Origin of the sequence: Lysobacter enzymogenes, from assembly GCF_017355525.1 — a bacterium.
GTDB lineage: Bacteria > Pseudomonadota > Gammaproteobacteria > Xanthomonadales > Xanthomonadaceae > Lysobacter > Lysobacter enzymogenes_C.
The window spans coordinates 2755105-2773212 of sequence record NZ_CP067395.1 but is presented as its reverse complement, the minus strand read 5'-3'; the positions used below and the strand labels follow the sequence as shown (position 1 = coordinate 2773212).

The window sequence follows — 18108 nt, the reverse complement described above, 5'->3', positions numbered from 1 at the left end:
GGCAACCGCCTGCGCCAGCTCGGCGCCGACCGCGAACGCTGGCTGGCCCTGGGCCTGCTGGTCGCCGCGCTCGGCATCGCCTACGCGGTGCTGATCCACCCGTGGTGGACGGTGCCGATGCTGGAGGCCGACGACACTCTGCACGGCCTGCAGGAGCGCGAACTGCGCCAGCGCATGGAACTGCAGCAGGCGCCGCAGGTGCGCAACCTGCTCCAGCGCGTGCGCGAGCAGCAGACCAGCCGTCCCGGCTTCCTGCCCGAAAACACCGCCGAGCTGGCCACCGCCGGCCTGGTCCAGCGCCTGGAAACCGTGGTCCTGCAGGCCAGCCCGGGCAACCGTAGCTGCGGCATCGTCAATCGCTCGCCGCTGGCCGAACCGCGCCGCGGCGACCGCTACGCGCGCGTGGTGGTGCAGGTGCGCCTGCGCTGCGGCGCGCCGGAGACCGCGGCGGTGCTGCATTCGCTGGAAAGCGGCTCGCCGCGGCTGTTCGTCGGCAACCTCAACCTGCTGTCCACGCGCGGCTACTTCGTCCCCGGCAGCGCCGGCCCGGCCAGCGACGGCGGCCTGGACGTGAGCTTCGACCTGTACGGTTACCTGCGGCCGAATCCGGCCGCCGCGGCCGCGGCCAACCCGCGCGGCGGCAACGCCAACGCCGGCGGAGGTGCCGATGCGCCTTGACGACGCCAGCCCGCGTACCTGGCTGCTGGCCACCGCGGCCGGCTGGGCGCTGCTGACCTGGGTGCTGGCGCTGGCCGGCATGGGCCGGCACATCGACGCGCTGCCGCCCGACCCGACCCTGGTCAAGCCGCTGCCGCAGGTGCGCAAAAGCCCGCCCGACTCGCTCGGCCCGCTGAGCCAATACGGCGAGATCGCGGCGCGCCCGCTGTTCGTCGACGACCGCCGGCCCAAGCCGTTCTTCATGCAGGGCAAGGGCGAGGGCGAGAACCAGCAGGCCGCGTTCGATTACCTGCTGACCAGCGTGCTGATCACGCCGAAGCTGTCGATGGCGATCCTGCAGCCGGCCGACGGCAGCGAGTCGGTGCCGGTCAAGCTCGGCGAGGTGCCCGAGTCGCATCCGGCCTGGCGCCTGACCTCGCTGGAGCCGCGCCGGGCCGTGTTCGAAGGCGCCGAAGGCCGGCGCGAACTGGACCTGCGCGTGTTCAACGGCCAGGGCGGGCAGCCGCCGACCGCGGTCGCCGGCCCGAACCCGCCGCCGGCCGGACGGCCGATGCCGATGCCCGCGCCGAACCGGCCGCCGCCGTCGCCGCAGGCCAACGTGCCGCCGCCGCAAGCGCAGCCGCAGCCGCAACCGCAGCCGGGACAAAGCACCGAAGCGGCCGCGCCGCTGACCGAGCAAGCCCAGATGGAAGCCATCCGTAAGCGCATCGAAGCGCGACGCGCGCAACTGCGGCAGCAGCAAGCCGCCCAACCCCCGGCCAACTCGCCTTGAGGATGGCTCGCAGAGTGGAACGCATGAAGCAACGAACCCAGCAATTCGCCACTCACGCCCTGGCCGCGGCGATCATCGCCACCCAGTTGGCCTCGTGCGCCAGTGTGATTTCCCCGAAGCTCAAGCGCGAGGGCGACCCGCGGGCCTTGAACGGGACGGGCGGGGAGCAGGCCGGCGTACGCATCGTCCGCAACGGCGTCGAGCAGGAACCGTTGTCGGACAAGGACGGCGAGGAAGGCCCCAAGGCGCAGATCCGCCGCGGCACCGGTCAGGTCATCAACCGCGGCGTCGCGGCCAAGCCGCCGCCGGGCCTGCCGGGCACCACCGGCACCGCCTCGTTCAATTTCGAAGGCGAATCGCTGCATGCGGTGGTCAAGGCCATCCTCGGCGAGATGCTCGGCCAGAACTACGTGATCGCGCCCGGCGTGCAGGGCACGGTCACGCTCGCCACGCCGAAGCAGGTCAACGCCTCCGAGGCGATGAACCTGCTCGAGATGGTGCTGAGCTGGAACAACGCGCGGCTGATCTACAGCGGCGGCCGCTACAACATCGTGCCGGCCGACCAGGCGCTGGCGGGCAACGTGTCCGCGCGCACCGGCGAAGCCGCCAACGCGCGCGGCTTCGAAGTGCGCACGGTGCCGCTGAAGTACGTCTCGGCGACCGAGATGGAGAAGATCCTCAAGCCGTACGCGCGCCCCAATGCGATCGTCAATGTCGACAACGCGCGCAACGTCGTGACCGTCGGCGGCACCCGCCAGGAGTTGGAGAACTACCTGCGCACGATCGAAGTGTTCGACGTCGACTGGCTGTCGGGCATGTCGGTCGGCGTGTTCCCGCTGCAGTCGGGCAAGGCCAGCAAGGTCGTCGCCGACCTGGAAAAGGTGTTCGGCGAACAGAGCAAGTCGCCGGTCTCGGGCATGTTCCGCTTCATGCCGATCGAGGGCGCCAACGCGGTGATGGTGATCACCCCGCAGGCCGAGTACCTCGACGACATCAAGGACTGGCTCGACCGCATCGACAGCGCCGGCGACGGCGTCCAGCTGTACACGCAGGAGCTCAAGTACATCAAGGCCAAGGACCTGGCCGACCGCCTGGCCGAAGTGTTCGGCGCCGGCCGCAGCGGCGGCGGTGGCGGCGGCGAAGGTTCGCCCTCGCTGATGCCGGGCCTGGAATCGACCGAAGTGCGCGACAACGGCAACGGCACCTCCAGCGCCGACATCGGCAAGAGCGGCAGCGACAGCGGCAGCGGCCTGGGCTCCTCCAGCGGCGGCGGATTGGGCGCCGGCGCTTCGCTCGGCCAGCGCCAGGCCGGCAACGGCGCGGTGACCCTGGAAGTCGACGGCGCCAAGGTCGGCGTGGCCGCGGTCGAGGAAACCAACTCGATCCTGGTGCGCTCCACGCCGCAGGCGTGGAAGTCGATCCGCAACGTGATCGAAAAGCTCGACGTGATGCCGATGCAGGTGCACATCGAGGCGCAGGTGGCCGAGGTCACCCTCACCAGCGGCCTGCAGTACGGCGTGCAGTGGTTCCTGGAGCAGGCGGCGGCCGACAACGGCTTCCCCAATCTCAACCGCAGGACCAATCCCAACGTGCCGTCGAACTGGAGCACGATCGCCGGCAGCATCGGCGGCAAGTCCGGCCCGGGCCTGGCCTGGACCCTGATCAAGAACGATGCGGCGGCGGTGTTGACCGCGCTGGATCAGGTCACCGACGTGCGCATCCTGCAGACGCCGTCGGTGTTCGTGCGCAACAACGCCGAGGCCACGCTCAACGTCGGCACCCGCATCCCGATCGAATCGGTGTCGGTCAACACCGGCGTGGGCAACAACAACACCTACAGCCAGGTGCAGTACCTCGACACCGGCGTGATCCTCAAGGTGCGGCCGCGGGTGAGCCGCGACGGCATGGTGTTCCTGGACATCGTCCAGGAAGTCAGCTCGGCCGGCCCGCGCCTGGGCAACAGCAACAACGTCACCATCGACACCAAGAAGCTCAAGACCGAGGCCGCGGTGCAGAGCGGCGAGACCGTGCTGCTGGCGGGCCTGATCAACGACAAGACCGACCGCGGTTCCAAGGGCCTGCCGGGCCTGAGCCGGATCCCGGTGCTGGGCGGCCTGTTCGGCAACCAGGCGTCGGCCACCGAGCGGCGCGAGACCATCATCCTGTTGACCCCGACCCTGGTGCGCAATCCGCAGGAATCGCGCAACCTCACCGACGAGTACGGCCGCCGCTTCCGCGCGATGGAACCGCTCAATCCGAAACCGAAGAAGAAGTAAGCCGCACCGCTGCGACGCAGCGCGCGCGACCGCCCGGGGCCGGCCTAGCCGGCCCCGCGCTTTTTGGACGCCCGCAGCGTTTGCCGCGGTCGCCCCCCTGTAGGAGCGGCGCGAGCCGCGACCGCGACACCGCGCCTGCTGCGCCAACCGCATGGACCATCGCGATTCCGCCCGCAAACCAATCGCGCCGGCGTTCGTATCGGCGCGGTCGCAGCTTGCGCCGCTCCTGCAGAGAGCGGCGCGCCCCCGCCGCGGTGACGCCGCCATCACCCGCAGCCCGCCGCGATCCCGCACACTATGGGCCGTCCCGTACCGACGCTCCGATGGCCGATCGCCGCACGCCCCCGCCGACGCACCGCCGCGCCGCCGCTGCCGCGGCCGGCGCCGTCCGCGTCGCGGCCGCGCGAACCGGCGACGACGGCCGCGCCGGCACGATCCGCGCCGCTGCGGCCACCCGCCCGCACGCGCACGTACGCGCACGCGTCCAAGCACCCGCACCCGCACCCGCACCCGCGGAGCCGTCGCGATGAGCGAACTGCCGATCGTGGTGGTCCCGGTCGGCGTCGACGACGACGCTCTCGACGCCTGCCTCGCCGCGCTCGACGCCTGCACCCCGCCGGGCGCGCGGGTGTGGCTCGCCGACGACGCCCAGGCCGGCCCGCGCGGCTACGCCATCGTCGAACGCTGGCTGCAAAGCACGCGCCTGCGCGCCGACTACAGCCGGCGCCAGCGTTCGATCGGCGAAGTCGCGCACCTCGACGAAATCCTCAAGGCCTGCGGCGACGCCGACGTCGCCGTGCTCGCCGCCGACGCGGTGCCGGCGCCGGGCTGGCTCAGCCGCCTGCAGGCCAGCTTCGCCGTCGACGGCGCGATCGCCTCGGCCACGCCGTGGTGCAACGCCGGCGAAGCCGCGTCGTGGCCGCGCATCGGCGAGATCGATCCGGTTCCCGACGCCGGCGACGCCGAGCGGCTGGCGCGCGCGCTGGCGCAGATGCCGGCCGCGCATCCGGAACTGCCGGCCGCGATCGGCCATGCCGTGTTGCTGCGCGGCGCCGCGCGCCGCCGCGCCGGCGGCCTCGACGCGCAAAGCTACGGCTCCTGGTACGCCGCACTGACCGATCTGTCGCTGCGCCTGTCCGGCCTGGGCTGGCGCAACGTGCTGTGCGATACCGCCTTCGTCGCCCGCGCCGGCGAAGGCCGGCCCAGCGACGGCGACATGGACGCGCTGGCCGCGCGCTGGCCCGACTGGCATGCGCGCCTGGCCCACTTCCTCATGCAGGACCCGCTGCGCGACCTGCGCCAACGACTCGCCGAACGCCTCAGCGCGGTCGGCCCACCGGACATGCAACGTGATCTCTTTCTCTGACCCGGCCGCGCGGCCGGTCTTCAAGGCCGTGGTGGTCAGCTACCGCAGCGCCGCGACCATCGACGAATGCCTGGAGCGGCTGCGCGCCTGCGACGGCGTCGGCGCGATCCGCGTGGTCGACAACCAGTCCGACGACGGCACCCTCGACATCGTCCAGCGCCAGGCCTCGCTCGACTCGCGCATCCGCTTCATCGCCAATCCCGACAATCCCGGCTTCTCGGTCGGCTGCAACCAGGGCGCGGCCGACCTGGAGCCGGACCAGGACGACTGGCTGGCCTTCGTCAATCCCGACTGCATGGTCGAACCCGACACCTTGCGCCGGCTGCACGCACTCGGCGCGCCGCTCGGCGACTGCCTGCTCAGCGCCGACCTGGTCAACGAACAGGGCGAGCGCGACGCCGCGGTGCGCCGGCGGGATCCGGATTTCGGCGCGATGCTGGCCGGCATCGCGCGCCCGTGGGCGGCGCCGAAAATGGCGGTGGCGCCCGACGACGCCCAGGCCCTGCAGCAAGTGCAGGCCACCTCCGGCGCGCTGATGCTGATGCCGCGCGCGCTGTTCGCGCGCATCGGCGGCTTCGACGAAGGCTACCGCCTGCACGCCGAAGACCTCGACCTGTGCCGGCGCGTGCGCGAAGCCGGCGGCACGGTCGCGGTCGCCAACGGCATCCGCGTGGTCCACGTGCGCGGCGTGTCGAGCCGTTCGCGGCCGTTCTTCGTCGAATGGAACAAGCACCGCGGCCTGTGGCGCTACTTCCGCAAGTTCGAAGCGCCGCGGCGCGGCGCGCTGGTGCGGGCCGGGGTGTTCGCGGCGATCTGGCTGCGTTTCCCGGTCGCGGCGCTGCGCGCGGCGTTGCGCTGAACCGGCGACGCAGACGCCGGCTTCGCGGCCGCGCAAAGCTAGCTGACGATCATCTTGATCGAGATCGCCAACGCCACGCACACCATCACCACCCGGATCAGGCGGGTGCCGCTGCGCACCACCAGGCGCGCGCCGAGCGCGCCGCCGATGATCTGCCCGCACAGCATCGCCAGCCCGACCTTGAACACGATCGCGCCCTTGGCCAGGAAGAACAGCAGCGCGGCCAGGTTGCTGCAGAAGTTCAGCACCTTGGCCTGGGCGGTCGCGCGGATCATGTTGTAGCCCAGCAGCATCACCGCCGAGATCGCGAAGAAGGTGCCGGTGCCGGGGCCGAAGAAGCCGTCGTAGAAACCGATCGCCAGGGCGACGAAGACCGCGTAGGCGCTCTGCGAGATCCTGCCTTCGCGGTCGACGCTGCCGACGCTGGGCGCGAACGCGAAGTACAGGGCGAAGCCGATCAGCAGCACCGGGATCAGATAGCCCAGGACCGAACTGTCGATCCGGGTCAGGGCGAAGCCGCCGAGCAGCGCGCCGACGAAGGTCGTCGCCATCGTCAGGCGGATGTCGGCCAGCCGCACCTGCTTGATCCGGATGAAGTGCACGCTGGCGGACAGCGAACCGGCGACCGAGCCGAGCTTGTTGGTGGCGATCGCCGCGGCCGGCGGCATGCCGACGGCCAGCAGCACCGGCAAGGTGATCAGCCCGCCGCCGCCGGCGATCGAATCGATGCAGCCGGCGACGATGGAGATGAAGAACAAGGCCAGCAGGATCTCGTACGAGAACTCCATTGCGCGCTCCGGTGTCGACTGCGCATTGTCGCCGCTGCGATGGGCTTGCACCAAGGGGGCTGCAAGAGCGCGGCGACTTGCCGGCCGTCGTTCCCGCGAGCGCGGGCTCCGCTTTACTTCGGCGGAGCCGAACATAGAGGGCTTCACCGAAGCATGGCGCTGAAGTCTCTGGATCCCCGCCTTCGCGGGGATGACGGCTGGAACGGACGCGGTGAGACCTGCCTACCGTGCGCTGAAGTCTCTGGATCCCCGCCTCCGCGGGGATGACGGCTGGAACGGACGCGGTGAAACCTGCCTACCGTCATTCCCGCGAACGCGGGAATCCAGGGCTTCATCGAAGCATGACTCTGAAGTCTTCTCGGGCGCCGCAATCGTCGGCGGCACAGACGCCGACCTCAGCCCGCAGCCTCACAACGTCATCAGATCGCGCCCGATCACCAGTTCGCCGCCGAAATGCGGCGCCACCGCCGCGCGCCACACCTCGTCGGTCAGCGCCGGGTCGCCGCCGGGCACGAAGTGATTGAGTACCAGCGTCTTCACGCCGGCAGCAGTCGCCACCCGGCCGACCTGTTCGGCGCTGGTGTGGCTGTCGAGCAGGTGCTGGCGCAGCCGCGCGGCCTGCGGTTCGCTGGCGATCAGTTTCTCCAGCGCCGGCAGGTACATCACTTCGTGCACCAACACGTCGGCGCCGCGCGCCAGTTCGATCAGCGCTTCGCTCGGCCGGGTGTCGCCGGAGAACACCACCGAACGGTCGGCGGTGTCGAAGCGGTACGCGAACGCCGGCCGCAGCGGCGGATGCTCGACCACGGCCGCGCGCACCCGCACGCGTTCGTCGCGCATGACCTCGCCGCCGGCGCGCAGGTCGTGGGCGCGCAGGTCGTGAGCGCGGATCAGCGTGGCCGGATCGGGCCGGCCCTCGTCGGCGATGCGGGTGCGGATGTCGACCTCGTTCATGCGCAGGAACTGCCGGGTCATGCGCTTGAGCGGCGGCGGGCCCCAGGCGTCGACCGGCGTGCGCAGGTCCGCGGCCCACGCGAGCAGCAGCAGGTTGCCGTAGTCGGCGTTGTGGTCGGAATGGTGATGGGTCACGAACACGCCGCGCAGCGAACCCAGGCGCAGCCCGGCCAGCGCGAGCTGACGCGCGACGCCGTTGCCGCAGTCGACCACGTAGACCGCGTCGCCGACCACCACCGCGCTGGCCGGCGCGGCGCGCAGCGCTTTCGGCGTCGGCCCGCCGGCGGTGCCGAGCAGGACGATGCGGGTGGCGGACGCCGCCGCCGCGGCGGCGAAGCCAGGCACGGCAGCCGCGCCGAACGCGGCCAGCGAGGCCGTCAGCACGCGACGGCGGGCGGGAGAGGCGGGAGAATCCATGCCCGCTAGCCTACCGGGCAGCGACGCCGTTCGCGCTCGCCGCGTGCGTTGCGGCGTGAGGCGGGCCGTCACGGCGGCGTTCGTATAGTCGCCCGGGACGGGCAGGGGGCCCGGCCAGGGAGGGAACGGCGATGTCGTTGTCGTTGTTGAACCGCTTGTTCGGCGGCCGCGAGCCGCGACCTGAGCCGCATGCGCCGGCCTATCCGCTCGACCTGCACGCCTTCACCGAACGCTACGCCCAAGCCCTGCGCGCAGCCTGGCCGCAGGCCCAGCTGCGGGTCGGGTTCGGCGCGCAACTGGCCGACACCCGCATCGACTGGTCGCTGCCGGACGGTTTCGCCGACACCCGCTTCGTCGGCCACAGCTACCGCCGCTATCTCGATGCGCCCGCGGCGCTGGAACAGGTGCTGGCCGAACAGGTCGCGGCGGCGCGCGAGTCGCAGCGGCGTTTCGGCCGCGGCGTCGACGCCGGGCTCGACGAGGCGATCCTGCCGGTGCTCAAGACCCGCGGCTGGCACGAGCTGGCGCAGCAGCAGGCGCGTTCGATCGGCGGCGGCGCGCGCCTCTCGTTCGTGATCGAACCGCTGGCCGGCGACCTGGTGCTGACCTATGCCGAAGACCGCCCCGATTCGATGGATTACCTGTCGCCGGCCGAAGCCGAGCGCCGCGGCCTCGACCGCGACAGCCTGCGCGCCTGCGCGCTGCGCAACCTGCAGAAGTTCCTGCCGGAACTCGACGTGCAGGGCGACGGCGGCCTCTACGCCGTGCGCCTGGACCGCAACTACGACGCCAGCATGGCGCTGCTGTTCGAGCACTGGCGCGCGCGCGTGCCGGTGCGCGGCGAGGCGGTGTTCGCGATCGCCGCGCGCGACGAGCTGATCGTCTGCGACAGCCTCGACCGCCACGGCCTGCGCGCGCTGCGCTCGATCGCCGAGGAGATTTCGCGCGGCTCGGCCTACGGCCTGTCGGCGCGGTTGTTCGTGCACCGCGCCGGCGCGCTGTGCGCGTTCGACGGATGAACAGCGGCGGGCCTCGCGGCGGATCCGTGATGCGCTGCGGCACGGCGGTATAGTCGGCCCACCCCAATGACCACAAGGAACCGGTCGTGTCGTTCATCCGCAAGCTGTTCGGCCGCAAGCCGGCCGCCCCCGGCGCTTCCGCCGCCCCCTCCGTCCTCGACCTGCAGGCCTTCGCCCAGCGCTTCGCCGGCGAACTGCGCGACGCGTTTCCCGACGCCCACATCCGGATCGTGCCCGGCGCCCAGAACGAAGCGCGCATCGACCTGTCGCTGCCCGACGGAATCCAGGCCGGGTTGCAGCTGGGCAACATCTACCAGCGCTATCTGAGCGATCCGCAGGAACTGGAATCGGTGCTGGCCGACCAGCTGGCGACGGTGCGCGAGATGCAGCAGCGGCTGTCCGGCGAAGACGAGGCCGCCGAAGCGGGCGTGGTGCTGCCGGTCATCAAGACCCGCAGTTGGCACGAGACCGCGATGAACCAGTTGCGCGCGTCGCAGCCGGACCGCAGCGACGAGCCGTTCGTGATCGCACCGCTGGCCGGCGACCTGTTGCTGACTTACGTGGTCGACACCCCTGCGTCGATGAGTTTCCTGTCGCCGCAGGACGCCGAGCAACGCGAGCTGCGCGGCGAGGCGCTGCGCGCGCACGCCCTGGACAACCTCGCCCGATGGCTGCCCGAGCTCGAACTCAAGGGCGCCGGCGGCCGTTACGCCGCGCGTCTGGACCGCAATTACGACGCCGGCATGGCCTTGCTGTTCGAACGCTGGCGCGAGCGCATCGAGGTGCGCGGCGAACCGGTGTTCGCGATCGCCGCGCGCGACGAACTGCTGGTGTGCGGCAGCGAGGACGGCGAGAGCGTCGCCGAGCTGCGCGCGATCGCGCAGGAGATTTCGCGCACCTCGCCGTATGCCTTGTCGGCCGGCCTGTTCGTCTGGCGCGACGGCGGGCTGCGCGCGTACGAAGGCTGAGGTCGTCCGCGCCGGCGATCGCGCGCCCGACGCGAAGGCGTTCGGGCGCCGCTGCGCGAGGGCCGTCGGGACCGGCGCTTTCGGTTCTGCAGACCGCGCGCCGCGGCGCGGACCCAGCGAAGCCGAACGCCTCGCGCTAAACCGCCTCGACAGCGGCCGCGATCAGTTCCTGTTCGATCTGCGCGAGCTCCTGCGGCGCGAACTCGTCCACCGGCTCCAGCAGCGCGCCGTAAGCCTGATCGAACTTGACGTTGAAGCGGCGCCGCTGGCGGCTGCACAGGAACACTTCCGCTTCGGCCATCGCGACGTGGCGGACCTCGTCGATCCGCCCGCGTCCGTGCAGCGCGGCCACGGCCGCGCGCAGTTGCGGGTAATCCAGTTCCTCCAGGCGCGCAGGCATGCGGGCGATGGCGCTTAGCGGTAGCGGTTGATCTCGTCGCGCAGCGATCGCGCCGCCTTGCCTGCCGCCTCGGCGTAATCCTCGCCGCCCGAGGCGTACAGGATCGCGCGCGAGCTGCTGACCATCAGCCCGGTGCCGTCGGCCGTCTTGGCGTTGCTGACCACCGCCTGCACATCGCCGCCCTGGGCGCCGACGCCGGGCACCAGGAACGGCACCTCGCCGACGATGGCGCGCACTTCGCGCAGCTGTTCCGGCCAGGTCGCGCCGACCACCAGCGCGCAGTTGCCGTGGCCGTTCCACTCGCGCGCGACTTTCTCGGCCACGCGCTGGTACAGCGGGCGGCCGCCGACGTCGAGGTCCTGCAGGTCGCCGGCGCCGGGATTGGAGGTGCGGCACAGGATCACCACGCCGCGGTCGGCGCGGTCGAGGAAGGGCTGCACCGAGTCGCGGCCGAGGTACGGGTTCACCGTCACCGCGTCGGCGCGGTAGCGCTCGAAGGCTTCGCCGACGTAGTGCTGGGCGGTGCTGCCGATGTCGCCGCGCTTGCTGTCCAGGATCACCGGCACGTCGGGGTGGCGGGCGTGGATGTGGGCGATCAGGCGGGTCAGCGCGTCTTCGGCGCGCAGCGCGGCGAAGTGGGCGATCTGCGGCTTGAACGCGCAGGCGAATTCGGCGGTGGCGTCGACGATGTCGCGGTTGAAGGCGAACACGGCGTCGGCGTCGGCGGCGAACTTCGCCGGGAACTTGGCCGGTTCCGGATCCAGGCCCACGCAGACCAGGGTGTCGGCCTGTTGCCAGCGGCGGCGCAATGCCTGCATGAAGCTCATGGGGGTGTTCCTTCGCGATGCGGTGCGTTGAGTAGGTGAATCTTTCTTACCGCCACTCCGGCGTTCGCCGGAACGGGGGTAAACGGCTGGATTGTGTTGGATGCGGCGGAGCTGCGTCGCTGCGCTACGTCACCACGATCGGCTCGCCCGAGGTCACCACCACCGTATGCTCGAACTGCGCCGCGAACCCGCGCCGGCAGCGCATCGCCCAGCCGTCGTCGCCTTCGTCGGTGTGGGTGCAGTGGGTCGCCAGGAACGGTTCGACGGTGATGACCATGCCCTCGTGCAGGCGGCGGGTGTCGCGCGGATCGTAATAGCCGGGGATGTTGCCGGGCGCTTCGTGCAGGGCGCGGCCGACCCCGTGGCTGCCGAGGTTGCGGATCACCCGCAGCCCGTGGCGCGCGGCCACCGCTTCGACGGTGCGGCCGATGCTGTTGATGAGGTTGCCGGCGCGCAGCTGGGCGATGGCGGCGTCGCGCGCCTCCAGGGTCGCGGCTAGCAGCTTGCGCTGCGCCGGCGTGGCCTCGCCGACCACGAAACTGCCGCCGGTGTCGGCGAAATAGCCGTCGAGTTCGGCCGACACGTCGATGTTGACCAGGTCGCCTTCGCGCAGCACGGTGCCGTCGGGAATGCCGTGGGCGGCGACCTCGTTGATGCTGATGCAGGTCGCGCCGGGGAAATCGTAGGTCAGCTGCGGCGCCGAACGCGCGCCGGCCTCGCGCAGCATCGCCGCGCCGATCGCGTCGAGATCGCGCGACACTGCGCCGGGCACGGCCGCCTCGCGCATCGTGGTCAGGATCGAAGACACCAGCGCGCCGGCGCGGCGCAGGCCTTCGAGTTCGAATGCGTGCATCAGGGTCATGTGATCGCTCCCGTGCCGATGGCCGCTATCGAGGCGGCGATATAGAGGGGCTCAAGTCGGACTCGTGGCGAAGACCGTCGCCATCGATGTCCAGGTACCAGCGGCGGCCGACCGGCCAGGGGGACGGCACGACGGTTCCGCTGGCGAACAAGCGGTCGGGTCGGCCGTCGTCGCCGGTGTCTTCGTCGAAGACGGTCAACACCATCCCTTCGGCGAAAACGACGGTCCGGCCTTGGACGTCCAAGGCCGATCCGTCGTCGTCGCAGTACAGCGGCAACAAGTTGGGCCTGAGTATGCCGTTGAAGTCGCCGTTGTTGAGCCAGCGGTCGAACGGTTGCATACCCAAGCCCCCTTGCTTACTTCAACGCCTTGAAGCGCAGACGATGCGGCTTGGCGCCTTCCTCGCCCAGACGGCGCTTCTTGTCTTCTTCGTACTCGCGGTAGTTGCCCTGGAAGAACTCCACGTGCGAGTCGCCTTCGAACGCCAGGATGTGGGTGGCGATGCGGTCGAGGAACCAGCGGTCGTGCGAGATCACGAAGGTGTTGCCCGGGAACTCGAGCAGCGCGTCTTCGAGCGCGCGCAGGGTTTCCACGTCGAGGTCGTTGGACGGTTCGTCGAGCAGCAGCACGTTGCCGCCCTGCAGCAGGGTCTTGGCCAGATGCAGGCGGCCGCGTTCGCCGCCGGACAGGCTGCCGACCATCTTCTGCTGGTCCTGGCCCTTGAAGTTGAAGCGGCCGATGTAGGCGCGCGACTGGATCTCGATGCCGTTGATGTTGAGGATGTCGAGGCCGCCGGACACTTCGTGGAAGACGTTGTGGTTGCCTTCCAGCTTGTCGCGGCTCTGGTCCACATACGCCAGCTTGACCGTCGGGCCCATGTCGATCTCGCCCGAGTCGGGCTTTTCCTGGCCGATGATCATGCGGAACAGGGTCGACTTGCCGGCGCCGTTCGGGCCGATGATGCCGACGATCGCGCCCGGCGGCACGACGAAGCTGAGGTTGTCGATCAGCAGGCGCTCGCCGAACTTCTTGGAGACGTTCTTGAACTCCATCACCTTGTTGCCCAGGCGCTCGCCCGGCGGGATGAAGATCTCGTTGGTTTCCTGGCGGCGCTGGTAGTCCACCGCCTGCAGCTCCTCGATGCGCGCCAGTCGCGCCTTGCCCTTGGAGCGGCCGCCCTTGGCGTTCTGCCGGGCCCACTCCAGTTCCTTCTGGATCGCCTTCTGGCGCGCCTTTTCCTGGTTGTCTTCCTGCTTCAGGCGCTCGTCCTTCTGCACCAGCCAGTCGGTGTAGTTGCCCTTCCACGGAATGCCGCGGCCGCGGTCGAGTTCGAGGATCCACTCGGCGGCGTTGTCGAGGAAGTAGCGGTCGTGGGTGACCGCGACCACGGTGCCGGTGTAGCGGGCTAGGAACTGTTCCAGCCATTCCACCGACTCGGCGTCGAGGTGGTTGGTCGGTTCGTCGAGCAGCAGCATGTCGGGCTTCTGCAGCAGCAGGCGGCACAGCGCGACGCGGCGCTTCTCGCCGCCGGACAGCTTGCCGACGACCGCGTCCCACGGCGGCAGGCGCAGCGCGTCGGCGGCGACTTCGAGCTGGTTTTCCAGGGTGTGGGCGTCGCCGGCGGCGAGCACCGCTTCGAGCCGCTCCTGTTCCTTGGCCAGCGCGTCGAAATCGGCGCCTTCCTCGGCGTAGGCGGCGTAGATCGCGTCGAGCGCGGCCTGGGCGTTGAGCACTTCGCCGACGCCTTCCTCGACCGCTTCGCGCACGGTCTTTTCCGGATCGATCTGCGGTTCCTGCGGCAGGTAGCCGACCTTGATGCCGGCGGCCGGACGCGCTTCGCCGCTGTAGTCGGTGTCCACGCCGGCCATGATCTTGAGCACGGTCGACTTGCCGGCGCCGTTCAGGCCGAGCAGGCCGATCTTGGCGCCGGGGAAGAACGACAGCGAGATGTCCTTGATGATCTGACGCTTCGGCGGCACGGTCTTGCTGACGCCGTTCATGGTGTAGATGTATTGCATGCGGACTCCGAAGCAGAGGCGCGCCTGGCCGGGCCCGGAAGGGGCCGCGGGGCGGGACGGGGGGCGTTGCGAACTGGCGATTATCCCGCAGCCGGGTGACGGGTTCCAGCGCGGAGGGTGAATCGGGGGGCCGCGGTCCCCTGTAACAGGCCTTTCGAGCCCGAGGTGCCGGCGGTTGTGGCAGGGCCTTCGGGCCCGCCGCGGCTCTCCAACCGGCATCCCCGCGAATGCGGGGATCCAGGGACTTCGGAGCCATGCCTGGATGAAGCCCTGGGTTCCCGCTTTCGCGGGAACGACGCCAGGTGGGTTTCGCCGCGTCCTGCCCAGACCGTCATCCCCGCGAAAGCGGGGATCCAGAGACTTCAGCGGTATGTCGCGATGAAGCCCTGGGTTCCCGCCTTCGCGGGAACGACGACAGGTGGGTTTCGCCGCGTCCTGCCCAGACCGTCATCCCCGCGAAAGCGGGGATCCGGAGACTTCGGCGGTATGTCGCGGTGAAGCCCTGGGTTCCCGCCTTCGCGGGAACGACGCCAGGTGGGTTTCGCCGCGTCCTGCCCAGACCGTCATCCCCGCGAAAGCGGGGATCCAGAGACTTCAGCGGTATGTCGCGATTGAGCCCTGGGTTCCCGCCTTCGCGGGAACGACGAGGCGGGGGTTCGTGCGAGTCGGCCTTACAGCCAGACGATCAGCGCGATCACCGCGACCACGGCGGCGTACTTGAAGAAGTAATACGTCCCCTTGCTGCGTTCCTTCAGCGCCTTGGACTTGAGCCGCAACGCGTAGAAGTACTTGAAGATCTTGTTGATCGCACCGGTCTTGTCGCCCTCGCTGTTCGGCGAGGCGCCCGCGGCGATCAGGCGCTTGGCGATGAAGCGGTTCAGCCCGCGCGCCCAGCCGAAGCGCATCGGCCGCTCGATGTCGCAGAACAGGATGATGCGGTTGTGCTGCGAACCGTTCTGCGCCCAGTGGATGTAGGTCTCGTCGAACATGGTCCATTCGCCGTCGCGCCAGCTGTAGCGCTGGCCGTCGACGTCGATGAAGCAGGCGTCGTCGTTCGGCGTTTCCAGGCCCAGGTGCAGGCGCAGCGAGCCGGCGTACGGGTCGCGGTGCGGACGCAGTTCGCTGCCGGGCGGCAGTTCGGTGAACATCGCCGCCTTGACGCTCGGCACCTCGCGCAGCAGCTGGGTGGTGACCGGGCACAGCTCGGCGGCCGAGGGATGGGCCTCGTCGTACCACTTCAGGTAGAAGCGCTTCCAGCCGCGGCGGAAGAACGAGTTGAAGCCGACGTCGTTGTATTGGTCGGCGGCCTTGATCTGCTGCATCTCGCGCAGGTGCAGGGCCTCGGCGCGGACCTCCTTCCAGCGCGCGCGCAGCGGCGCAAGCTCGGGGAAATGCTGCTCCGGGGTCAGGAACGGCGTGGTCGGCACCCGCGAACAGGCGTACATCAGCACGTTGATGGGGGCCATGAACGTGGAATGGTCCAGCAGCTGCCGGCCCAGGCGGTGGCGGACCCGGCCGCGGAAGTGCACGTAGACGGCGGCGGCCAGGAACAGGAAAACGAAGACCCATTTCACGGTCGGGGCATCCAAGATCGGCGAATCGGCCGGCCGGGCGGCGGCGGGCCGGGAAGGTGGGGAAGGGCGGGGCCATTGTCCGCCCCGGACCGGGACGGCGCGAGCCGCGCTTTGGCGGTTGGCCGCCATACGCCCCTAGGCTAACATTTCAAGTCTTACGTCAAGCCGCCCGGGCCGGTTCAGGCACTCGGGCCGCGCTGCGGAGATGGGCCGCCCGGTCCGAGATTTCAAGCCCGGGCGGGCCGCCCGCGCGCTGTCCGGGCCCGTGGGCGGTCTGGCGCGAGTCCTCCTCCCTCCCGTCCGCTTAACTTCTCCCCGAGGCCGCGAATGTTCCCCAGCACCACCCGTATTGCCGGATTCGACGACGAGCTCGCCCAGGCCATTGCCGATGAGGCCCGCCGCCAGGAAGACCATGTCGAGCTGATCGCCTCGGAGAACTATGCCAGCCCGCGCGTGCTGGAGGCCCAGGGCAGCGTGCTGACCAACAAGTACGCCGAGGGCTACCCGGGCAAGCGCTATTACGGCGGTTGCGAGTACGTCGACATCGCCGAACAGCTGGCGATCGACCGGGTCAAGGAACTCTACGGCGCCGATTACGCCAACGTGCAGCCGCATTCGGGCTCGCAGGCCAACCAGGCGGTGTACTTCGCCCTGCTCGAACCGGGCGACACCATCCTCGGCATGAGCCTGGCCCACGGCGGCCACCTCACCCACGGCGCCAAGGTCAACGCCTCGGGCAAGCTGTTCAACGCCGTGCAGTACGGCGTCAACGAGCAGGGCCTGATCGATTACGACGAAGTCGAGCGCCTGGCCGTGGAGCACAAGCCGAAGATGATCGTCGGCGGCTTCAGCGCGTATTCGCAGGTGGTCGACTGGGCGCGCTTCCGCGCCATCGCCGACAAGGTCGGCGCGTTCCTGTTCGTCGACATGGCCCACGTCGCCGGCCTGATCGCCGCCGGCGTCTACCCGAGCCCGGTGCCGCACGCGCACGTGGTCACCTCGACCACCCACAAGACCCTGCGCGGCCCGCGCGGCGGCATCGTCGTGGCCCAGCGCTGGGACGGCGCGGTCGGCGAAGGCGACAGCGCGGTGAGCTTCGACGACATGCAGAAGAAGCTGCAGAGCATCGTCTTCCCGGGCATCCAGGGCGGCCCGCTGATGCACGTGATCGCGGCCAAGGCAGTGGCGTTCAAGGAAGCGCTGCAGCCGGAGTTCAAGGCGTACCAGGCCCAGGTGGTCAAGAACGCCCAGGCGATGGCCAAGACCATCATCGCGCGCGGCTACAAGATCGTCTCCGGCGGCACCCAGAACCACCTGATGCTGGTCGACATGATCGGCAAGGGCATCACCGGCAAGGACGCGGAAGCCGCGCTCGGCCGCGCCCACATCACCGTCAACAAGAACGCCGTGCCGAACGACCCGCAGAAGCCGTTCGTGACCTCGGGCCTGCGCATCGGCACCCCGGCCGTGACCACCCGCGGCTACAAGGAAGCCGACTGCGTGGCGCTGGCGGAGTGGATCTGCGACGTGCTCGACAACCCGAAGGACGAGAAGGTCATTGCGGGGGTGCGCGAGAACGTGACCAAGCAGTGCGCGCAGTTCCCGGTGTACGGCTGAAAGGCCGGGATTCGGGATTGGCGATTCGGGATTGAAAAGCGCATTCGCGGCGGCTTGGCACTATGCTGGGCGCCGACGCAAGCGCTTTTGATCTTCCGAATCCCAATTCCCGGATCCCCGATCTCCGCCCCTCATGCATTGCCCTTTCTGCCAGCACCACGACACCCGCGTGATCGACTCGCGCGTGTCCGACGACGGCGCCACGATCCGGCGCCGCCGCGTGTGCGAAGCCTGCGGCGAGCGCTTCAGCACGCTGGAAACCATCGAGCTGAAGCTGCCGGTCATCATCAAGGGCGACGGCCGCCGCGAGGCGTTCGACGCGCGCAAGCTGCGCGCCGGCTTCGACCGCGCTTTGCAGAAGCGGCCGGTGTCGGAAGAACAGATCGAAGCGGCGGTGCGCGCAGTCGTGCACCAGCTGCGCATGACCGCCGAGCGCGAGCTGGCCTCGCGCCGGGTCGGCGAATTCGTCATGGCCGAGCTGCGCAAGCTCGACCACGTCGGCTACGTGCGTTTCGCCTCGGTATACCGCTCGTTCTCGGACGTGGCCGATTTCCGCGAGGAACTCGACCGGCTCGAACGCGACGCGCCCGGCGACGGGCAGTTGCCGTTGCTGGGCGAGGACGACCTGCGCATGGACAAGAAGAAGCGCTGAGCCGGGCGGCGGCGCGCAGGCATCGGTTTCGCGGCCGCCGCGGCGAACGCTCATCGAGAAT

17 protein-coding genes are annotated in these 18108 nt (G+C 70.0%); 9 read left to right on the top strand and 8 right to left on the bottom strand.

What is annotated here, in order from left to right; all coding sequences use genetic code 11:
* Nucleotides 1–9 precede the first annotated feature (9 nt).
* The 5 genes from gspM to JHW38_RS11515 all read left to right on the top strand — a co-directional run bounded on the left by gspM (nt 10) and on the right by JHW38_RS11515 (nt 5951).
* Nucleotides 10–678: a type II secretion system protein GspM gene (gene gspM / locus JHW38_RS11535; RefSeq protein ID WP_428995320.1), complete on the top strand. Its 669-nt coding sequence runs from the start codon at nt 10–12 to the stop codon at nt 676–678.
* Nucleotides 668–1450 (top strand): general secretion pathway protein GspN, encoded by a 783-nt coding sequence (locus JHW38_RS11530; protein ID WP_207526042.1) that lies wholly within the window; start codon nt 668–670, stop codon nt 1448–1450. The genes gspM and JHW38_RS11530 overlap by 11 nt, the downstream gene beginning before the upstream one ends.
* A 23-nt stretch (nt 1451–1473) precedes the next feature.
* A complete protein-coding gene (gene gspD, locus JHW38_RS11525; protein WP_207526041.1) occupies nt 1474–3726 on the top strand; it encodes a type II secretion system secretin GspD in 2253 nt (750 codons plus the stop codon).
* Between the two features lie 526 nt (nt 3727–4252).
* Complete coding sequence (locus tag JHW38_RS11520; protein WP_207526040.1) at nt 4253–5092, top strand: glycosyltransferase; 840 nt, start codon at nt 4253–4255, stop codon at nt 5090–5092.
* Nucleotides 5076–5951 carry a glycosyltransferase family 2 protein gene (locus tag JHW38_RS11515; protein ID WP_242691333.1) on the top strand — a complete coding sequence of 292 codons (876 nt, stop codon included), beginning with the start codon at nt 5076–5078 and terminating at the stop codon, nt 5949–5951. Before JHW38_RS11520 ends, JHW38_RS11515 begins: the two co-directional genes overlap by 17 nt.
* A 38-nt stretch (nt 5952–5989) precedes the next feature.
* Here JHW38_RS11515 and JHW38_RS11510 read toward each other — a convergent pair whose 3' ends face one another.
* Both JHW38_RS11510 and JHW38_RS11505 read right to left on the bottom strand, forming a co-directional pair.
* On the bottom strand, nt 5990–6739 hold the full coding sequence (locus JHW38_RS11510) for a TSUP family transporter (protein WP_207526038.1): 750 nt from the start codon (nt 6737–6739) through the stop codon (nt 5990–5992).
* Between the two features lie 408 nt (nt 6740–7147).
* Nucleotides 7148–8110: an MBL fold metallo-hydrolase gene (locus JHW38_RS11505; protein WP_207526037.1), complete on the bottom strand. Its 963-nt coding sequence runs from the start codon at nt 8108–8110 to the stop codon at nt 7148–7150.
* 131 nt (nt 8111–8241) lie between these two features.
* Here JHW38_RS11505 and JHW38_RS11500 point away from each other — a divergent pair, with 131 nt between their 5' ends.
* Nucleotides 8242–9129, top strand: a complete 888-nt coding sequence (locus JHW38_RS11500) for a hypothetical protein (protein WP_207526036.1) — start codon at nt 8242–8244, stop codon at nt 9127–9129.
* Nucleotides 9130–9215: 86 nt separating this feature from the next.
* Entirely contained in the window at nt 9216–10097 is an 882-nt protein-coding gene (locus JHW38_RS11495; RefSeq protein ID WP_207526035.1) for a hypothetical protein, read from the top strand.
* 136 nt (nt 10098–10233) lie between these two features.
* On the opposite strand, the gene JHW38_RS11490 is transcribed toward JHW38_RS11495, so the two are convergent.
* The 6 genes from JHW38_RS11490 to lpxO all read right to left on the bottom strand — a co-directional run bounded on the left by JHW38_RS11490 (nt 10234) and on the right by lpxO (nt 15778).
* Nucleotides 10234–10497 (bottom strand): hypothetical protein, encoded by a 264-nt coding sequence (locus JHW38_RS11490; RefSeq protein ID WP_207526034.1) that lies wholly within the window; start codon nt 10495–10497, stop codon nt 10234–10236.
* 14 nt (nt 10498–10511) lie between these two features.
* Complete coding sequence (gene pyrF, locus JHW38_RS11485; RefSeq protein ID WP_207526033.1) at nt 10512–11324, bottom strand: orotidine-5'-phosphate decarboxylase; 813 nt, start codon at nt 11322–11324, stop codon at nt 10512–10514.
* A gap of 124 nt (nt 11325–11448) precedes the next feature.
* Complete coding sequence (map, locus tag JHW38_RS11480) at nt 11449–12186, bottom strand: type I methionyl aminopeptidase (protein WP_207526032.1); 738 nt, start codon at nt 12184–12186, stop codon at nt 11449–11451.
* Between the two features lie 25 nt (nt 12187–12211).
* A complete protein-coding gene (locus JHW38_RS11475) occupies nt 12212–12526 on the bottom strand; it encodes a hypothetical protein (RefSeq protein ID WP_207526031.1) in 315 nt (104 codons plus the stop codon).
* 16 nt (nt 12527–12542) lie between these two features.
* Nucleotides 12543–14204, bottom strand: a complete 1662-nt coding sequence (ettA, locus tag JHW38_RS11470) for an energy-dependent translational throttle protein EttA (RefSeq protein WP_207526030.1) — start codon at nt 14202–14204, stop codon at nt 12543–12545.
* Between the two features lie 671 nt (nt 14205–14875).
* Complete coding sequence (lpxO, locus tag JHW38_RS11465; RefSeq protein ID WP_242691332.1) at nt 14876–15778, bottom strand: lipid A hydroxylase LpxO; 903 nt, start codon at nt 15776–15778, stop codon at nt 14876–14878.
* 327 nt (nt 15779–16105) lie between these two features.
* Here lpxO and glyA point away from each other — a divergent pair, with 327 nt between their 5' ends.
* Both glyA and nrdR read left to right on the top strand, forming a co-directional pair.
* Nucleotides 16106–17395, top strand: coding sequence for a serine hydroxymethyltransferase (gene glyA, locus JHW38_RS11460; RefSeq protein ID WP_207526028.1), 1290 nt, complete (start codon nt 16106–16108; stop codon nt 17393–17395).
* Between the two features lie 133 nt (nt 17396–17528).
* On the top strand, nt 17529–18047 hold the full coding sequence (gene nrdR / locus JHW38_RS11455) for a transcriptional regulator NrdR (RefSeq protein ID WP_207526027.1): 519 nt from the start codon (nt 17529–17531) through the stop codon (nt 18045–18047).
* Nucleotides 18048–18108: the final 61 nt, after the last annotated feature.